The 18,704-nt window shown below is 61.4% G+C and carries 16 protein-coding genes; 12 read left to right on the forward strand and 4 right to left on the reverse strand.

Annotated features, from left to right (window positions below; all coding sequences use genetic code 11):
- Positions 1-3: 3 nt before the first annotated feature.
- The 6 genes from RLCC275e_RS32265 (at position 4) to RLCC275e_RS32290 (ending at position 8,098) form a co-directional block, all read left to right on the forward strand.
- Positions 4-786: a carnitinyl-CoA dehydratase gene (locus RLCC275e_RS32265; protein WP_033184165.1), complete on the forward strand. Its 783-nt coding sequence runs from the start codon at positions 4-6 to the stop codon at positions 784-786.
- A 118-nt stretch (positions 787-904) separates the two neighbouring features.
- Positions 905-2,494, forward strand: coding sequence for an ABC transporter substrate-binding protein (locus RLCC275e_RS32270; RefSeq protein WP_033184164.1), 1,590 nt, complete (start codon positions 905-907; stop codon positions 2,492-2,494).
- 97 nt (positions 2,495-2,591) lie between these two features.
- Entirely contained in the window at positions 2,592-3,596 is a 1,005-nt protein-coding gene (locus RLCC275e_RS32275; RefSeq protein ID WP_033184163.1) for an ABC transporter permease, read from the forward strand.
- Positions 3,593-4,420, forward strand: coding sequence for an ABC transporter permease (locus tag RLCC275e_RS32280; RefSeq protein ID WP_033184162.1), 828 nt, complete (start codon positions 3,593-3,595; stop codon positions 4,418-4,420). The genes RLCC275e_RS32275 and RLCC275e_RS32280 overlap by 4 nt, the downstream gene beginning before the upstream one ends.
- On the forward strand, positions 4,413-6,044 hold the full coding sequence (locus RLCC275e_RS32285) for an ABC transporter ATP-binding protein (protein ID WP_033184161.1): 1,632 nt from the start codon (positions 4,413-4,415) through the stop codon (positions 6,042-6,044). The genes RLCC275e_RS32280 and RLCC275e_RS32285 overlap by 8 nt, the downstream gene beginning before the upstream one ends.
- Before the next feature lie 50 nt (positions 6,045-6,094).
- Entirely contained in the window at positions 6,095-8,098 is a 2,004-nt protein-coding gene (locus tag RLCC275e_RS32290; protein ID WP_033184330.1) for a CocE/NonD family hydrolase, read from the forward strand.
- A 3-nt stretch (positions 8,099-8,101) separates the two neighbouring features.
- Here the strand turns inward: RLCC275e_RS32290 and RLCC275e_RS32295 are convergent, their stop codons facing one another.
- Positions 8,102-9,013, reverse strand: a complete 912-nt coding sequence (locus RLCC275e_RS32295) for an alpha/beta hydrolase (protein WP_033184160.1) — start codon at positions 9,011-9,013, stop codon at positions 8,102-8,104.
- A 225-nt stretch (positions 9,014-9,238) separates the two neighbouring features.
- Between RLCC275e_RS32295 and RLCC275e_RS32300 the strand changes: the two genes are divergently transcribed.
- Both RLCC275e_RS32300 and RLCC275e_RS32305 read left to right on the forward strand, forming a co-directional pair.
- A complete protein-coding gene (locus RLCC275e_RS32300; protein WP_033184159.1) occupies positions 9,239-9,763 on the forward strand; it encodes an RNA polymerase sigma factor in 525 nt (174 codons plus the stop codon).
- Positions 9,760-11,907, forward strand: a complete 2,148-nt coding sequence (locus tag RLCC275e_RS32305; RefSeq protein ID WP_033184158.1) for a vWA domain-containing protein — start codon at positions 9,760-9,762, stop codon at positions 11,905-11,907. The genes RLCC275e_RS32300 and RLCC275e_RS32305 overlap by 4 nt, the downstream gene beginning before the upstream one ends.
- A 64-nt stretch (positions 11,908-11,971) precedes the next feature.
- On the opposite strand, the gene RLCC275e_RS32310 is transcribed toward RLCC275e_RS32305, so the two are convergent.
- Positions 11,972-12,898: an SMP-30/gluconolactonase/LRE family protein gene (locus RLCC275e_RS32310; RefSeq protein ID WP_029873603.1), complete on the reverse strand. Its 927-nt coding sequence runs from the start codon at positions 12,896-12,898 to the stop codon at positions 11,972-11,974.
- Positions 12,899-13,114: 216 nt separating this feature from the next.
- Here RLCC275e_RS32310 and RLCC275e_RS32315 point away from each other — a divergent pair, with 216 nt between their 5' ends.
- Complete coding sequence (locus RLCC275e_RS32315) at positions 13,115-14,191, forward strand: LacI family DNA-binding transcriptional regulator (protein ID WP_029873602.1); 1,077 nt, start codon at positions 13,115-13,117, stop codon at positions 14,189-14,191.
- A gap of 106 nt (positions 14,192-14,297) precedes the next feature.
- Here the strand turns inward: RLCC275e_RS32315 and RLCC275e_RS32320 are convergent, their stop codons facing one another.
- The gene (locus RLCC275e_RS32320) at positions 14,298-15,329 is read right to left on the reverse strand and encodes an L-idonate 5-dehydrogenase (RefSeq protein WP_033184157.1); all 1,032 of its coding nucleotides are present in this window, start codon (positions 15,327-15,329) and stop codon (positions 14,298-14,300) included.
- A 10-nt stretch (positions 15,330-15,339) separates the two neighbouring features.
- Positions 15,340-16,281 (reverse strand): 2-hydroxyacid dehydrogenase, encoded by a 942-nt coding sequence (locus RLCC275e_RS32325; RefSeq protein WP_033184156.1) that lies wholly within the window; start codon positions 16,279-16,281, stop codon positions 15,340-15,342.
- Between the two features lie 135 nt (positions 16,282-16,416).
- Here RLCC275e_RS32325 and RLCC275e_RS32330 point away from each other — a divergent pair, with 135 nt between their 5' ends.
- From RLCC275e_RS32330 to RLCC275e_RS32340, 3 genes are read left to right on the forward strand one after another with little or no spacing between them, the layout of a single operon-like run.
- Positions 16,417-17,181 carry an SDR family oxidoreductase gene (locus tag RLCC275e_RS32330; RefSeq protein ID WP_033184155.1) on the forward strand — a complete coding sequence of 255 codons (765 nt, stop codon included), beginning with the start codon at positions 16,417-16,419 and terminating at the stop codon, positions 17,179-17,181.
- Positions 17,182-17,194: 13 nt separating this feature from the next.
- Positions 17,195-17,740 carry a gluconokinase gene (locus RLCC275e_RS32335; protein WP_033184154.1) on the forward strand — a complete coding sequence of 182 codons (546 nt, stop codon included), beginning with the start codon at positions 17,195-17,197 and terminating at the stop codon, positions 17,738-17,740.
- A gap of 1 nt (position 17,741) precedes the next feature.
- The gene (locus RLCC275e_RS32340) at positions 17,742-18,635 is read left to right on the forward strand and encodes an NAD(P)-dependent oxidoreductase (RefSeq protein ID WP_033184153.1); all 894 of its coding nucleotides are present in this window, start codon (positions 17,742-17,744) and stop codon (positions 18,633-18,635) included.
- The last annotated feature ends 69 nt before the right edge of the window (positions 18,636-18,704 follow it).

Here is an 18,704-nt window from a genome sequence, read left to right on the forward strand (position 1 = left end):
AGGTTGAGCGACCACATTCGCACACGACATGACGGCGGAGTACTCGAAGTCGTCATCGACCGGCCGAAGGCGAATGCCATCGATCTTGCGACCAGCCGTGCCCTGGGGTTGATTTTCCGAGATTTCCGCGACGATCCGGCATTGCGTGTCGCCATTGTGTCAGGCACAGGCGAGAAGTTTTTCTGCGCCGGATGGGATCTCAAGGCGGCGGCATCAGGCGATGCGGTCGACGGAGATTACGGCGTCGGCGGCTTCGGTGGGCTGCAGGAACTGCGCGACCTCAACAAGCCGGTCATCTCAGCGATCAACGGTATCTGTTGCGGCGGCGGTCTGGAGATCGCGCTGTCGACCGACCTGATCCTCGCCGCCGAACATGCGACCTTTGCCCTGCCGGAAATCCGCTCGGGCACGGTTGCCGATGCGGCTTCCATCAAGTTGCCGAAACGCATCCCCTACCACATCGCCATGGACATGCTTTTGACCGGGCGCTGGCTCGACGTTCACGAGGCGCATCGCTGGGGTTTCGTCAACGAGGTCCTGCCGGCCGAGCGGCTGATGGAGAGAGCATGGGAGCTTGCCCGGTTGCTGGAGAGCGGGCCGCCGCTCGTCTATGCGGCCATCAAGGAAATCGTGCGCGAAGCGGAGGGTTCGACGTTCCAGACTGCCATGAACAAGGTCACCAAGCGGCAGTTTGCGACGGTCGACAGACTCTATTCGAGCGAGGACCAATTGGAAGGCGCACGGGCCTTCGCCGAGAAGCGAAGCCCCATTTGGAAAGGAAAATAACCAGGCGGCAGCAACCGCACTGTTTTCCCGCATGATGCGGGCACCGGAGGTGGAGAGGAAACCGCCTGCGGACCTGCCCGGAAGTTCTGTCAACGCACCACAAAGAAGGAACTGGGGAATGAACGACTATACGAAATATCTCACAAGCCGTGTCACCGCTGGCGGGCTCAGCCGCCGCGAATTCATGGGACGCGCTATGGCGGCGGGCATCACACTTACCGTCGCCGACAAGCTCTTTACCGAAAGTGCGCAAGCCGCCGAACCGAAGCGCGGCGGCCACCTGAAGCTCGGCCTCGAAGGAGGTGCGGCCACCGATTCCAACGATCCGGCAAAATTCCTGTCGCAGGTGATGTTCTGCATCGGCCGCTGCTGGGGTGACATGCTGGTCGAATCCGATCCGCTGACGGGTGCTGCCGTGCCGGCGCTCGCCGAATCCTGGGAGCCGTCAAAGGATGCGGCGACCTGGACCTTCAAGATCCGCAAGGGCGTCAAGTTCCACAATGGCAAGGAACTGACGATCGACGACGTCGTTGCGACGCTGAAGCGTCATACAGATGCGAAGTCGGAATCCGGTGCGCTCGGCGTTCTCGGCTCGATCAAGGAGATCAAGGCCGATGGCGGCGATCTGGTGCTGACGCTCAGTGAAGGCAATGCCGACATGCCGCTGCTGTTGTCGGACTACCATCTGGTCATCCAACCGAATGGCGGCGTTGACGATCCTCTCGCCTCGATCGGCACCGGCCCCTACAAGATGACGAGCTTCGAGCCCGGCGTCCGCGCCACCTTCGAAAAGAACAAGGACGACTGGCGCTCCGACCGAGGTTATGTCGATTCGATCGAAATCATCGGCATGAACGATGCGACCGCCCGCATCGCGGCATTGTCGTCCGGCCAGGTGCACTACATCAACCGTGTCGACCCGAAGACCGTCAATCTGCTGAAGCGCGCCCCGAACGTCGAGATCCTCTCGACCGCCGGCCGCGGTCACTACGTCTTCATCATGCACTGCGACAAGGCGCCGTTCGACAACAACGACCTGCGCCTGGCTCTCAAATACGCCATGGATCGCGAGACCATGGTGCAGAAAATCCTCGGCGGTTACGGCAAGGTCGGCAACGACTTCCCGATCAACAGGACCTATGCATTGTTCCCCGAAGGCATCGAGCAGCGCGCCTACGATCCCGACAAGGCCGCCTTCCACTACAAGAAGTCGGGCCATAGCGGCTCGGTCCTCCTGCGAACCTCCGAAGTCGCCTTCCCCGGCGCCGTCGATGCGGCCGTTCTCTATCAGGAAAGCTGCAAGAAGGCCGGCATCGAAATCGAGGTCAAGCGCGAACCGGGCGACGGTTACTGGACCAACGTCTGGAACGTACAGCCCTTCTCGACCTCCTACTGGGGCGGCCGCCCGACCCAGGACCAGATGTATTCCACCGCCTATCTCTCGACGGCGGACTGGAACGACACCAGGTTCAAGCGTCCCGACTTCGACAAGCTGCTGCTGCAGGCTCGCTCAGAGCTTGATGAAGCCAAGCGCAAGGACATGTATCGCACCATGGCGATGACGGTGCGTGACGAGGGCGGCGTGATCCTGCCGATGTTCAACGACTTCGTGAACGCCTCCACCAAGCAGGTGAAGGGCTATGTCCACGACATCGGCAACGACATGTCGAACGGCTACGTCGCGACCCGCGTCTGGCTGGACGCCTGATGGCAAGGGGGCGTTTGCCCCTCCGATCTCCAACGAAGCCGGGACCGTGGGATGAAACCCCGCGGTCCTCCCGACGTTTTAGCGCGAGGTCCTCGCCATGACCAATCCTGCCCCAAGCATCTTGCCCGGCCTCAGGTTCCGGCAGCGTTTTCCGCTGCTTGCCCTCATCCTCGAGCGCTTCGTGCTCAGTCTCCTTCTGCTTTTTGCCGTTTCCATCCTGATCTTCGGCGGCCTGGAAGCCCTGCCCGGCGATTTTGCGACCACCTATCTCGGTCAGTCGGCGACGCCGCAGGCCGTTGCCAATATTCGTCAAGACCTCGGGCTGAACCGCCCGGTGACGACACGTTACGTCGAATGGCTCGGCAACGCCGTTCAGGGTGATTTCGGCACCTCCTGGGCCAGCAAGAATTCGGTGAGCGAACAGATCGGCAAACGACTTGGCAACTCGCTCTTCCTGGCCGGTTTCGCGGCGATAATATCCGTGCCGCTCGCGGTCGGCCTCGGCATGCTGTCGGTGCACTTCCGCAACCGCCTACCTGACAAGATCATCAATGTGATTTCGCTGGCGGCGATCTCGCTGCCGGAATTCTTCATCGGCTACCTGCTGATCCTGTTCTTCGCCGTGAAGTTCGGAATGGCCACCTTTCCGGCGACCGTCTACGACAGCATGGGCTTCGTCGAGCGCCTGAAGGCAATCGCGCTACCGACCGCAACCCTCGTGCTCGTCGTGCTCGCTCACATGATGCGCATGACGCGGGCCGCGATCCTCTCCGTCATGTCCTCCGCCTACATGGAGACCGCGGAGCTGAAGGGCATCGGCGCCTTCCGCGCGATCGTTAAGCACGCCGCTCCCAATGCGCTGGCGCCGATCATCAATGTCATCGCATTGAACCTTGCCTATCTCGTCGTCGGCGTCGTCGTTGTCGAAGTGGTCTTCGTCTATCCCGGCATGGGGCAATATATGGTCGATGCGGTCACCGTGCGCGACATGCCTGTCGTGCAGGCCTGCGGCCTGATCTTCGCGGCCGTCTATATATTCCTCAACATGACGGCCGATATCCTCGCGATTATCGCCAATCCCAGGCTGAGGCATCCGCGATGAGATTGAGAGAAATCCCCATCACCGCCTGGATCGGCATGGCCGGTATCGCCGTCGCCTTCATCTTCGCGATCTTCGCACCCTGGCTCGCTCCCTATGGCGAGACGCAGGTCGTCGGCGACGTCTGGCAGTTGCCTGACAACCAGTATATTTTCGGTCTCGACAATCTCGGCCGCGACATCTTCTCGCGCCTGATCTACGGCGCGCGCACGACGCTGACGGTCGCATCCGCCGCCACCATCATCTCCTTCTCGCTCGGCATCATCCTCAGCTTCACCGCAGCCGTCTCACGCGGCGTTATCGACACCGTCCTGTCACGCTTCAACGATCTGATGATGTCGATCCCGACGCTGATCTTCGCGCTCGTGGTTCTTGCGGTGCTACCGCAAAACATCGTCGTGCTGATCCTTGTCATGGCGATCCTCGATTCCACCCGCGTCTACCGCCTCGGCCGCGCGGTGGCCCTTGATGTCGCCGTGATGGAATTCGTCGAGGCGGCGACGCTACGCGGCGAAGGCAAGCTCTGGATCATATTCCGCGAAATCCTGCCGAACACGCTGTCGCCGCTGCTAGCCGAATTCGGGCTGCGCTTCGCCTTCTCGATCCTCTTTCTTTCGACGCTCTCCTTCCTCGGCCTCGGCATTCAGCCGCCTGCAGCCGATTGGGGCGGCATGGTCAAGGACAACAAGGACGGCATCATCTTCGGCATCTCGGCGGCACTCGTGCCGGGCACGGCGATCGCCGTGCTTGCCGTCTGCGTCAACCTCGTCGTCGACTGGCTCCTGAAACGCACATCCAGCCTCAAGGGAGGGCGCGGCGATGCCTGAGCTTCTTTCCGTTCGCAATCTGAAGATCGAAGCAACCAGCTATCCGCCGGGCGAACCGCCGAAGCGGGTCACGATCGTCGATGGCGTTTCCTTCGTCCTCAAGAAGGGCAAGGTTCTCGGCCTGATCGGGGAATCGGGCGCCGGCAAGTCGACGATCGGCCTTTCCGCACTCGCCTATGGCCGAGGCGGCGCCGAAATCACCGGCGGCGAGGTCTTGCTCGACGGCGACAATATCCTCGCGCTCGGCAAGAACGGCATCCGCCAGATCCGCGGCGCGCGGGTCTGCTATGTCGCGCAGTCGGCGGCGGCTGCCTTCAATCCGGCGCATCGGCTCGGCGATCAGGTGATCGAAGCTTCGGTCAAACATGGATTGATGACCAAGGACAAGGCGCGTGAGCGAGCGCTTTATCTATTCGGGGTTCTCGGCCTGCCCAATCCCGAAACCTTCGGCGAGCGCTTTCCCCATCAGGTCTCCGGTGGCCAGTTGCAGCGGGCGATGACGGCGATGGCGCTCTGCTCCAACCCCGAACTCATCGTCTTCGACGAGCCGACGACAGCGCTTGACGTCACCACGCAGATCGACGTGCTGGCGGCGATCAAGCATGCCATCGAGGAAACGCACACGGCCGCCCTCTATATCACCCACGACCTTGCCGTCGTCGCCCAGATCTCGGACGACATCATGGTCCTGCGTTATGGCAAACAAGTCGAATACGGCAGCGTCCAGCAGATCATCGAGGCGCCGCAGGAGGACTATACGCGCGCCCTCGTCAACGTCAGGCAGGCCTATCGTGAGGAAGCCGCCGACCAATCTGCAGCACTTCTCAAGATAGAGAATGTCAGCGCCGAATATTCCAACGGCTTCAAGGTGCTGCACGATGTCTCGCTGCATGTGCCGAAAGGGCAGACGCTTGCGGTCGTCGGCGAATCCGGTTCGGGCAAATCGACCCTTGCGCGCGTCATTACCGGCCTCTTGCCGCCGAGCAGCGGGCGCGTCGTCTTTAATGGCAAGCCACTGATGCCGGGTCTGAAGAGCCGGCCGAACGACGACCTGAGGCGTATCCAGTTGATCTACCAGATGGCCGATACGGCGATGAACCCGCGACAGACGGTCCGCGACATCATCGGCCGCCCGCTGACCTTCTATTATGGTCTGAGAGGTGCCGAGAAGACGGCAAGGGTTAAGGAACTGCTCGACCAGATCGAAATGGGCAAGGGCTTTGTCGATCGCTACCCGGCCGAACTATCAGGTGGCCAGAAGCAGCGCGTCGCGATCGCAAGGGCGCTTGCCGCCAAGCCCGAACTCATCCTCTGCGACGAGCCGACCTCGGCGCTCGATCCGCTGGTGGCGGAGGGTATCCTCAAGCTGCTCCTGCGCCTGCAGCAAGAAGAACAGCTGTCTTATGTCTTCATCACTCACGACATCGCGATCGTCCGGGCGATCGCCGACAGCGTGGCGGTGATGCATCGTGGCAAGCTGGTACGATTCGGTCCGAAATCGACGGCGCTGTCGCCGCCCTTTGACGACTACACCGATCTGCTGTTGAAATCCGTACCGGAAATGGAAATCGGCTGGCTGGAACGGATGCTTGCGACGCGTCGCATGGAGAGCGCCGGCAACTGACTTGACGAGGGTAAACCTTCGTCTCACGGAATGTGCATCAAGGAATGAGCATGACCTCGCGCGGCTTCACCACCATCGAGAATGAATGGATTACGCTGAAGGATGGGACGCGGCTTGCCGCGCGCATCTGGATGCCGGATGGCGCTAGGGAAGATCCCGTTCCCGCCGTCTTCGAATTCCTGCCCTATCGCAAACGGGACGGAACCTGCCTCAGGGACGAGTCGACCTACCCAGTATTCGCGGCCGCAGGCATTGCCGGCGTGCGCGTCGATATCCGCGGATCCGGAGAATCCGACGGCGTCATCGACGGCGAATATACCGAATGCGAGCTTGCCAATGCCTGCGAGCTGATCGCCTGGATTGCCGCGCAGCCATGGTCGAACGGCTCGGTCGGCATGATGGGCATCTCCTGGGGCGGCTTCAACAGCCTGCAGGTCGCAGCATTGCGCCCGCCGGCGCTGAAGGCCGTCATATCGATCGCCTCGACCGTCGACCGCTACAATGACGACATCCACTACAAGAACGGCTGCCATCTCTCCGCCCAGCTCTCATGGGCGGCAACGATGCTCGGCTACCAGTCGCGGCCGCCCGATCCTGGGCTTGTCGGCGAACGCTGGAAGCAGATGTGGCTGGAACGCCTGGCAGGCGAACCCTTCTTCATGGAAGAGTGGTTGAGCCACCAGCGGCGCGACGATTTCTGGCGTCACGGCTCGATCTCAGAGGACTTTTCGAGCGTGGAGATCCCTGCACTGGTGATTGCCGGCTGGGCGGACGGCTACCGCAATACGCCTCTGATGGCGGTCGAAGGCCTGGGCGGCAAAGCGAAGGCGCTGATTGGTCCGTGGGTTCACAAATATCCGCACTTTGCCTGGCCGAAGCCGCGCACGGATTTCCATGGCGAAGCGATCGCCTGGTGGAACAAATGGCTGCGGGGCGAGGACAATGGGATCGACAGGCTGCCGCAGGCCCGCGCCTATATTCTCGATGCCGTCCGCCCTGCCCCGCGACGTGACAGCGATCCGGGCTTCTGGGTCGCCAAGGACGTCTGGTCGCCGCCACAGATGCAGTGCTTCTATGTCGAGCAGTTCGGCAAGCTGACGGAAGGCATGCCGATCCCGCATGCGCCCGAACATCCCGTCTATCTCCGCTCTCCGCTCGACACCGGGACGGCATCCGGTGAATATTTCACGCTGAAGCCCGACGCCGAAATGGCGATCGATCAGCGCTCGGACGATGCCGGCTCGCTGGTCTTCGATACGACGCCGCTTACTGGCGATTACGACTATCTCGGCCGGCCCGTGCTCACGCTTGCGCTGCGCTCTCGGGCGGCGGGCGGAAATCTCTGCGCCCGGCTCATCGATGTCCATCCGGATGGCACGGCAACACGTGTCGCCTTCGGCGTCGTCAATCTCACTCACCGGGACGGCAATGCAGATCCCAAGCCGCTGACCTCAGGCGAGAAGGTGTCGATCCGGCTCGTGCTCGATGCTTGCGGTTATCGCTTCCGCAAGGGGCATCGCATCCGCCTTTCGCTCTCCACCGCATATTGGCCGATGATCCTGCCGCCGCCTGATGACGAAGGCATCGAGGTCGATATCGCGGCACTCGGCTTAGGGCTGCCGATGCTCGGCGAGCACCAGCGGATCGACATCAAGGAACCGGCCAATGCCGATCCGCTGCCGAAATATATCGAGCACGCGGCGGCCGCGACGAAGCGGCAGGTCGTCCGGAATCTCTCGGCCGCCCGGACGGACTATCACATCCACGAGGATACCGGGCTCACCGAACACCCGCAGACAGGTCTCTCCACCCGGCAATTGCGGGAGGAAGTCTGGTCGATTGCGCCCGATAATCCGCTGTCGATGACCGGGGTCTCGACCTGGACCTGCGACATGCGCCGCCCCGGCTGGTTCGCCCGCACGGTGGCGACCGCGCGGATTGCCTGCACCCGGACCGATTGGGTCATCAGCGCTGTCGTCACCGCTTTCGAGGACGACGTGCAGATCTTCGAAAAGGTCTTTGCGGAAAAGCGGATCGCGCGCGACCTCATGTGATCATCAGCCGATCGCCAAACGCCGAATGGCCTCGCAGACGGCACGGAAGCCGTCGCGGGCGCCATCGCTCATGTGGCGGGCGCGGAGCCACGCGTGCACCATCTGCGGCTCCTCCCGGAACCAGACTTCGACGCCCTCCGCGGTGAGCCGGGCGGCATAGTGCCGGCCGTCGTCCCGGAGCGGATCGAAATGCGCGACCGTGATGAAGGACGGCGGCAGCCCGGCAAGCGAAGCTGCCTGCAGCGGTTCGGCAATCTCGTTGCCTGCTGGCGCCTGCAAGATCTCGCGATAATAGGCGACATCCGCCGTCGTCAATCCGGGGACCGCGGCCATTTCGACATAGGAGCCTCCAGTAAGGTCTCCGCCGAGCGCCGGATAGATCAGGACTTGGCCGACGACGCCTGACAGGCCCTCGTCGCGCGCGCGCAACGCAAGCCCCGCCGCCAGATTAGCCCCAGCGCTGTCGCCGATCAGCACGACCTTGCTGTTGGCGGAAAGCAGATGCTTCAACACGGTAAAGCCGTCATCCGTCTGCGCCGGCCAGCGATATTCAGGGGCCAGCCGGTAATCGACCGAAACGAGTTCCGCGCCGGCAAAATCGGCGATCTCGGCGCAGATGGCATGATGGCTCTCGAGCGAACCGACAACGAAGCCGCCGCCATGAAGATAGAGAAGAATGGTGCGCGTGCTGATTTTCCGCGGACGGTAACGCCGGATCGGTATGCGCTGCAGCATCCCGTCCGCAAAGATCATCTCCGGGGGCAGCGGGCGGTCGAAACGCGCGCAAAGAGCGTCGTACCAATGTCGCTGCTGTTCGATCGATGCTTGAACGGCGTCTGGCGGATAGAAGGAATCGCAAATCGCCAGAAACTGCAGGATGCCCCTTTCGGTGGGGGCAGGTGGTTGAGCGGACATGGAGGTCCTTTCGCGATTTGGGACATGACAGATCATGTCCCTGGCCGACTCTGTCCTCATCATGCGCCTCTGTGACACGGACGATCTGTCTGGCCGCGACCCGTGAATGTCGCGCCAACTCAAAATTCCTGATAATTTTTTCGCCATCGGCCCAAGGAAAGCCATCCGAGAAGCGTCTCAATCTGGAAATAGCATCTTGCTTGGTAGCATGGGGTAGGTGCGGAATTGGACGCGGAGCTCATCGAACGAGCGCAGGGCGGTGACCGGGAGGCCTTTGGGCAACTGGTCTCGCGCCATTATGACTTCGTCCACGCGACGGCGTGGCGGTGGTCTGGCAGTTCCGCGGATGCCGACGACATCGCCCAGGAGGTTTGCGTCAAGCTCGGCGCGGCCATCCGCAGCTTTCGCGGCGCCAGCCGCTTCAGGACATGGCTCTATACTCTGACGCTCAACGCCGCCCGCGACCATAGACGCAAGCTTGCACGAGAGGAGCAGACATTCCGCGCCTACGCCGCCGAACCGCAGCAGGATAAGCCGGCCGGAAATGACGACGAGCTATCGAGCGAATTATGGGCCGCCGTGCGCGCCTTGCCGGAAAGGCAATGCGACGCGGTGCTGCTCGTTTACGGCGAAGGTCTCAGCCATTCTGCCGCAGCCGATGTCATGGGCTGCTCGGAGGCGACCGTGTCCTGGCAGGTTCATGAGGCGCGCAAGAGGCTGAAGGCCGTGCTCGGCAAGGAAGAGGTATGACCGTGGACAAGGAACTCGAAAAGCTCTCCCGTCTCCCGCCCCCGGCACCCGATCCGGAGGCGCGCTCGCGTGCGCTTGCTGCTGCGATGCAGGCTTTCGACACCGCGGAAAATAATGCGACGGTGCCCCAAGGAAATACGAAAGGCTGGCGTCAAAGCTCCATCATCAACTGGATATGGAGCCCTGTCATGAACAAGAAATTCCTCGCCGGTTCAGCCCTTGCGACGCTGCTGGTCATTCCGGCCGCCGGTTATCTCGCGATCGAGCTGACCCGCAACGGATCGCCGATCGTCGACCAGACGGAGATTGCCGGTAACCTTTCGAAGAATAACGCGCCGAAACCGATCGACGAAGCGGCGCGCCAGTCTGCGAAACCCATTACGGTTGTGCCTCAGCTTCGGCCGGCAACCCCCGAAACGAGCGGACTTGCCGAACAACCCGCTGCTGACAGCGCGCAAGTTTTGCGGGACAAGGAGCGGCAAGCCGCCGCGAAATCGGCTGCGTCGCAGCTTCCTGATTTCAGCGCCGACGAGATATCCACTCTCCTGAATAAATCGGAAGGTTCTGCCGCCGCACTCGGAGGGGCCAAACGCTCCGTGCCTGCCACACCAGGCATCGTCCCCCAACGGCAATTGGCCGAACCGATGGCCGCCATTGCCCCCTCGCCTGCGCCGCCTGCGGAGGGGCGTGTCCAGATTCAGCTCGATCCCAATCGCGAGCGCTTTGCCAATGCGGCGGCAAATCCGATCAAGAGCGTCGCGACAGATCCGGTCTCGACCTTCTCCGCCGATGTCGACAGCGCGTCCTATGCCTTCGTCCGCCGGTCGTTGACAGGCGGGGCGATGCCCGATCCGCAATCGGTCCGCGTCGAGGAGATGATCAATTATTTCCCCTATGACTGGCCGGGTCCCGATAATGCCGATCAGCCTTTCAAGGCGACCGTGACGGTGATGCCGACGCCGTGGAACCACGACACGGAATTGATGCATGTGGCGATCAAGGGCTATGACATCGCGCCGGTGACCACGCCGCATGCCAATCTTGTCTTCCTGATCGACGTGTCGGGCTCGATGGACGAGCCGGACAAGCTGCCGCTGCTGAAGAGCGCCTTCCGGCTGCTGGTCAACAGGCTGAAACCCGACGATACCGTCTCGATCGTCACCTATGCCGGCAATGCCGGCACGGTGCTCCAGCCGACACGCGTGGCGGAGAAATCGAAGATCCTCTCGGCAATCGACGGACTGGAGCCCGGCGGCTCGACCGGTGGCGCCGAAGGCATCGAGGCGGCCTACAATCTTGCCAAGCAGGGCTTCGTCAAGGACGGCGTCAACCGGGTGATGCTGGCGACGGATGGCGATTTCAATGTCGGCCCGTCGAGCGACGAGGATTTGAAGCGCATCATCGAAGAGAGGCGCAAGGACGGCATCTTCCTCACCGTTCTCGGTTTCGGGCGGGGCAATCTCAACGATTCCCTGATGCAGACGCTCGCCCAGAACGGCAATGGCAGTGCTGCCTATATCGACACCTTGGCGGAAGCGCAAAAGACGCTGGTCGAAGAGGCCGAATCGACGCTGTTTCCGATCGCCAGCGACGTCAAGTTCCAGGTCGAGTTCAACCCGGAACGGATCGCCGAATACCGGCTGATCGGCTACGAGACGCGGGCGCTGAAGCGTGAGGACTTCAACAATGACCGTGTCGACGCCGGCGATATCGGCTCCGGCCACAGTGTCACGGCGATTTACGAGATTACGCCGAAGGGAAGCCCCGCGGTGATGAATGACGATCTGCGGTATGGCGCAGCCGATAAGGCGTCGGCCGAGGTCTCCGACAGCGCCCATCAAGGCGAGCTTGCCTTCGTCAAGATGCGCTACAAAAAGCCGGGAGAGGACAAGAGCGCTCTCATCACCACGCCTGTCGATGACGGCAACGCGGTCGCCACCGTCGATGCCGCGCCGCAGGATGTCCGCTTCTCGGTGGCCGTCGCAGCCTTCGGCCAGAAACTCAGCCATGTCGCGGCCGTCGACACCTATTCCTATCAGGCAATCGCCGATCTCGCCGCGGCATCGCGAGGGGTGGATAGCTTCGGTTACAGGTCGGATTTCCTCGGTCTCGTTCGGCTGGCGGCCGGCCTCAGTCAACGGTGAGGCAAGAGGCACAAAACTGTACCAAACGAGAGGCCGTCCCAAAGGGGCGGCCCCTGCTTAGTGATCATCCCAGTCTCGACCCGTTGGCTGTGAGATAAACAGCGTAGAGAGACGTGCTCGCGGTGATGAAGAGACGGTTCAATTTCTCTCCGCCGAAAGTGACGTTGGAGACAAGCTCGGGAATATGGATCTTGCCGATCAACGTTCCATCCGGATCGTAAGCGTGCACACCATCGCCGGCGCTCGTCCATATCCTGCCCTTCCGATCGACGCGAAAACCATCGAACAGGCCTGAGGTGCATTCTGCGAAAACGCCGAGATCGCTCAGCCTTCCCTCATTCGAGACTGCGAGCTTTCTGATATGACGCGGACCGCCGGGCAGGTGCGTTGCGCCGGTGTCGGCAATGTAGAGCAACGTCTCATCCGGGGAAAAGGCCAGTCCGTTCGGCTTGACGAAGTCGGAGGTCACCTGATCGGTCGTGCCTTTTGCCGGATCATGCCGGTAGACGTGGCATCCGCCGATTTCCGCCTCGCCATAGTCGCCCTCGTAGTCGTGGAGGATGCCGTAGCTCGGGTCGGTGAACCAGATGGTCCCGTCGGACTTGACGGTGACGTCGTTTGGCGAATTGAGCCGTTTGCCTGCAATTCGATCGGCCAGAACGGTGATCCTGCCGTCGAAATCCGTGCGCGTGACACGGCGCGTCAGATGCTCGCAGGTGATCAGCCGGCCCTGATTGTCGACGGTGTTGCCATTCGAGTTGTTGCTGGGCGAGCGGAATACTGACGTCTGACCGCTGGTATCGTCGTAGCGCATCATCCGGTTGTTGGGGATATCCGAGAAAACGAGATACCGCCCGGCCGCAAACCAGGCCGGTCCCTCCAACCAGCGTCCGCCGGTCCAAAGCCGCTCGACGCGGGCGTGACCGACGAAGCAGCTTTCGAAACGCGGGTCGAGAACCTCAAACCCCGTACCGTCAATTTGCCCGAACATGATGCTCCTCCATTTCCTTAAATTGTTATCGATATCATCTTGCCGTGTTCTGATGGCTTCGTACAGATAGCGATCTGCCGAGCTTTGCGAAAATGCCTCTGGAATCTTGGTTTTTGGACGGTGGAATGGTGAATTCCTGCAATAATATCGATTGTGCGATGATAGCGATAACTTTATCGTGTCTTGAATTCGGAAGCTTTGTGAAAGCGGAGATCAGTGAAAAACGAGGATGAGCCGAAAGACAAGCGTCTCAAGCCGGGAGAAGCTCAAAAGCTGACGATGGCGGAGGTCGCCAAATATGTCGGTGTGTCTGCCATGACCGTGTCGCGTGCCTTTCGTCAGGATGCGAGCGTTTCCGAGGAGACCCGGAAGCGCATCATGGAGGCCGTCGACGCACTCGGCTATGTGCTCGACCTGTCTGCCGGCAGTCTTTCGTCGCGGCGGAGCGGCTTCATCGCCGCCCTGGTGCCCTCGATCAACAATTCGAATTTTTCTGACACCGCCCGCGGCATGACCGATGCGCTGCAGAATACCGGCCTTCAGCTCCTTCTCGGCTATACCGACTATTCGGCGGAGAAGGAAGAAGAGTTGATCGAGGCGATGCTGCGCCGCCGTCCTGAAGGCATCATCCTGACCGGAGGTTCGCACACGGCGCGCGCGCGGCGCATGCTGGCAAAAGCCGGCATTCCCGTTGTCGAGACCTGGGAGCTTCCGGAAAATCCGATCAATCAGGTCGTCGGCTTTTCCAACAGCGAGGCGATGGCCCTGCTGGTGCGGACGCTTGCCAGTCAGGGATATCGGAAGTTCGGCTATATCGGCGGAACGACGGCGCGCGATACGCGCGGCAGCCAGCGGCGCAGCGGTTTCCAGAAGACTGTCGAAGAACTCGGCCTCGGACCGGGACGGATGATTTCCTTCGGCGTGCCGCCCATCACCATGGAACAGGGTGGCCAGGCGATCGTCAGCCTGCTGGAGCGCTGGCCGGACACGGAGGTGGTTCTCTGCGTCTCCGACCTTTCCGCCTTCGGCGCCATCATGGAATGCACGCGCCGGGGAATGAAGGTTCCAAAAGATATCGCCATTGCCGGTTTCGGCGATTACGAGATCTCATCCATCTGTCATCCGCGCATCACGACCATCAATGTGGACTGTTATGGCATCGGCCGCCAGGCGGCCGCCCGCCTGATGGATGCCCTCCATACCGGCGAGGCGACCGGCGATGAGATCACATTGACGGGCTACAAGGTTGTCTTGCGCGAAAGCACGGACCGGAACGGCGCGCCGACCGTTTGAGACTAAAGCGCCGCGCGTCTTTTCGGATGCGCGGCGCTGTAACGTTTTGAATAGCTGGATAATTTTATCCTCAAATCGATTCCGATTTAAGGAATTATACGGCCGGTCAAAAGGCGATCTGGACTTTCATGGACTTGCTGCGATCGCCCGCCAGCTCGAAGGCGGCGACGGCCTCTTCGATCCCAAAGACACCTGTCAGCAGCGGCTTCAGATCGACGCGACGCGCGTTGATCAGTTCGACGGCCAGCGCAAATTCCTCGTGAAAACGGAATGTGCCGCGCATCTCGATTTCCTTCGCAACGATCATGTTCTGCGGAATGGAAACATCGCCGCCAAGGCCGAGCTGCACGAGAACAGCGCGGGGCTTAAGCGTCTCCAAGCCGGCGCGCACCGCCCGCTCATTTCCCGACGCTTCGAACATGACATCGAAATATCCCTTTTCGGCACTGTAGGCCGCGAGGTCGGAAGCATGTGTGGCAACATTGATCGTTCGGTCGGCGCCGCTGGTGCGGGCAATCGCCAGAACGCTGTCGGTCACGTCGGTCGCGACGATCTCACGGGCGCCGAGGACGCGCGCCGCGACGATCGCCAACATCCCAATGGGGCCGCAACCGGTGACCAGCACCCGTTTGCCCAGCAGCGACCCGGCGCGGTTTGCCGCATGCAGCGTCACCGCAAAGGGTTCGGCAAAGGCGGCCTCGTGAATGGAAATGCCGTCCGCGACCTTGTGGCACTGCCAACGCTCCGCCACCAGCCGCTGGCGAAAGCCGCCCTGAATATGCGGCATCGGCATGGCACTGCCGTAAAACCGCATGTTGAGGCAGTGGTTTTGCTGTCCCTTCAGGCAATATTGGCAATGGTTGCACGGACGGCTCGGAGAAACCGCGACACGGTCTCCGACGGCGAGGTCGGCGACGCCGGAGCCCAGCGCCTTGACCGTCCCGGCGATCTCATGGCCGAGGATCATCGGTTCGCGCAGGCGAACCGTACCAAACCCACCATGGTTGTAATAATGCAGGTCGGAACCGCAGATGCCGCCGGCTTCGATGGCAATCTCCACCTGCCCGGCGCCGGCAACCTCCGGCTCGCGCTCTTCGATCCTCAGATCCTTTGCGGCATGAATGACGATGGCTTTCATATCGGGACCCTCACACGACGGGAGTTGGAAGCGGGCTACCTGCAAAATGCGCAGCGAGATTGTCTCTGACCAGTTGGCCCATGGCCTTGCGGGTCTCGACAGTGCCAGAGCCGTGATGGGGCTGCAACACGGCGTTTTGAAGCGTCAGGAAACGTGCATCGATCCGGGGTTCATTCAGGAAGACATCAAGGCCCGCAGCCTGAATAGTGCGGTTTTGAAGGGCTGCGATCAGAGCCCCTTCGTCTACGGTCGTTCCGCGCGAGACATTGATCAAGATGCCGTTCGGACCGAGCGCATTAAGCACTTCAGCGTTGATGATCTTCATGGTCGCCTCCCCGCCGGGGACGATGACGATCAGAAAATCGGCCCAAGCGGCAAGCGCGATCAGGTCGGGCTCGTAGGTGTAGGCAACATCCTGGTGATCATTGCGAGCGAAATAGGAGATGTCGCAGCCGAAAGCGGCAGCCCTCTTGGCGATTGCCTTGCCGATCCGCCCCATGCCGGCGATCCCCACCTTCTTGCCCGAGACGCGCGTCACCAGCGGCATGGCGACACTGCCCCACTGGCCGGAGCGGACGAGAACATCGGCCTGCGGGACCTGCCTTGCCGTCGCAAGCAACAGTCCGATGGCGATATCGGCGACATCCTCGGTGAGCACATCAGGCGTGTTGGTGACGCGAATGCCGTTGGCGCGGGCATAGGACAAGTCGATTGCATCGGTGCCGACGCCGTAACAGGAGACGATTTCCAGTTTCGGCAATTGCGCCATCAACTCTGCGGAGGCTCCGAGCTCGCCACGGGTCGCTATGGCGCGGATATCCTTGCCGACCCTTGATATCAGCTCCTGTCGGTCTGCCGCTTCCCAGAGGCGATGGACGCGGTAGTTCGCCTCCAGATCCACCATGTCCCATTCCGGATAAGCTCCGGCCATCAAGATTTCTACCTTAGGCATTCCGTTTCCATCCCGCATTTTGACAGTTGATTATGTTATCGATAACATATAATTCGGAAATGGGATGTCAAGTGAGTTTCACCGTCAGCGGCAGTTGAAGCCGTCACCCGCGGCGAAACCGGAGGAGTTATTTGCATGAAGAACTTGTTCGATCTTACCGGACGGCGTGCCCTGATCACCGGCTCGAGCCAGGGGATCGGCTATGCGCTGGCTGAAGGCCTGGCGCAGTATGGCGCCGAAGTCATCATCAACGGCCGCACGCCCGAAAGCGTCAACCGCGCGGTCGAGAGCCTCAAGGATCAAGGCCTGTCTGCCCATGCGGCGATCTTCGATGTGACCAGCAAGGACGCTGCCAAAGCGGGTATCGACGCAATCGAAGCCGATATCGGGCCGCTCGACATCCTGATCAACAATGCCGGCATGCAGTTTCGCACGCCGCTGGAAGATTTCCCGGCGGACAAATGGGAGCTGCTGCTGACCACCAATATTTCGAGCGTGTTCTACGTCGGCCAGGCAGCGGCCAAACCCATGATCGCCCGCGGACAGGGCAAGATCATCAATATCGCCTCCGTTCAAAGCGAACTGGCGCGCCCCGGCATTGCTCCCTACACCGCGACCAAGGGCGCGGTGCGCAATCTGACCCGCGGCATGTGCGCCGACTGGGCCAAGTACGGCCTGCAGATCAACGCGATTGCGCCGGGCTATTTCAAGACGCCGCTCAATCAGGCGCTCGTCGACAATCCCGAGTTCTCGTCCTGGCTCGAGAAGCGAACGCCGGCCGGACGCTGGGGCAATGTCGAGGAACTGGTCGGCGCCGCCGTTTTCCTGTCGGGCCGGGGCTCGTCCTTCATCAACGGGCACACGCTTTATGTCGACGGCGGCATCACGACCTGCCTCTGATAGAGACGAGACCATGGATTTCGAGCAAAAGGCATCGCCTCTGGCCATTGTTGTCATGGGCGTCAGTGGCTGCGGCAAATCCTCGGTTGGAGAACGTGTCGCCGCTCAAAACGGCATGGTGTTTCTGGAGGGTGACCAGCTCCATCCCGCTGGAAATGTCGAGAAAATGGCGCAGGGCATACCGCTGACTGACGACGACCGCCTTCCTTGGCTCGACCGGATCGGCGAGGAAATAAAGACCGCGCAAGAAACGTCGCAAGGATTGGTGGTTTCCTGTTCGGCTCTCAAGAGAAGCTATCGAGATAGGTTGAAGCAGGCGGCGGACGGGCGGCTGGTCTTTGTTTTCCTGGAGGGATCCCGCGACCTGTTGCTGTCGCGGATGCAGGCCCGTCAGGGCCATTTCATGCCCGCGACTTTGCTCGACAGCCAGTTGCAGACGCTGGAGCCGCCGACCGGTGAAGCTGGTGTTGTGACGGTGGCGATCGATAATGCCTTGGATGATATTGTGGCACTGGCTTGCAAGGGACTGAGCGGCATGGCCGTCAAGGGAGGAGATTAACATGCAGGATGACTACAGAGCAGATGTCGCCGTCATCGGTGCCGGCATCATGGGGACGGCGATCGTCACCCGATTGATCGAAACCGGGCATAAGGTCTCGGTCTTCGACCTGGATACCGAAAAAGTCGCGGCTTTGCAGGCCAAGGGCGCGCGCCCGGCCGGCTCCGTGGAGGAAGCGGTCTCACGGTCGGCGTTTTGTGTGTTGAGCCTCAATCACGCCAGCATCGTCCGCGCCGTCGTCTTCGGTGAAAAGGGTGTTGTGGCGGCTGCCAATGCCGACAAGCTGCTGATCGACATGTCGTCGATCGACCCGGCCGACACGGCCGACATGGCGATGCGGTTGCGTCGGGAAACCGGCATGGCATGGGTGGATTGCCCGCTCTCCGGCGGCGTGCCGGGTGCGCTAAGCGGACGCCTGACGATCATGGCCGGCGGCAGCGCTGAGGATTTTGAACGGGCGCGAGTGGTGATGCGGCATCTTGCCGCCAATTACACGCTGATGGGTGCATCGGGCGCCGGTCAGACGACGAAGCTGATCAATCAGCTGTTTTGCGCAGTGCTGTTTCAGGCCGTCGCAGAGGCGGTCAAGCTCGCTGAAGCCGGCGGCGTCGATCCGGCCGCCATTCCGGCCGCCCTTGCCGGCGGCAGGGCGGACAGCCGCATCTTGCAGGAATTCATGGCGAAATTCGCCGCCCGAGATTTCTCGCCGACAGGCAGAATCGACAACATGTTGAAGGACCTGGATTCGCTTCAAGCCTTTGCGCTGAAGACGAAGACGCCATTGCCTATGACCGGCTCGGTGGTCGAGATTCACCGCCTGCTCTGCGCTGCCGGCCTCGGGCCGAAGGACTCCGCCGAGATGATGCGCCTTCTCGATGGATTTCAGGCCGACTGACGTCAATCCCTGCGAGAAATTCGAGATCGTCATCTTTCCGCTTGACCATCCATAAATGTTATCGATAAC

This window comes from Rhizobium brockwellii (assembly GCF_000769405.2).
Lineage (GTDB): Bacteria > Pseudomonadota > Alphaproteobacteria > Rhizobiales > Rhizobiaceae > Rhizobium > Rhizobium brockwellii.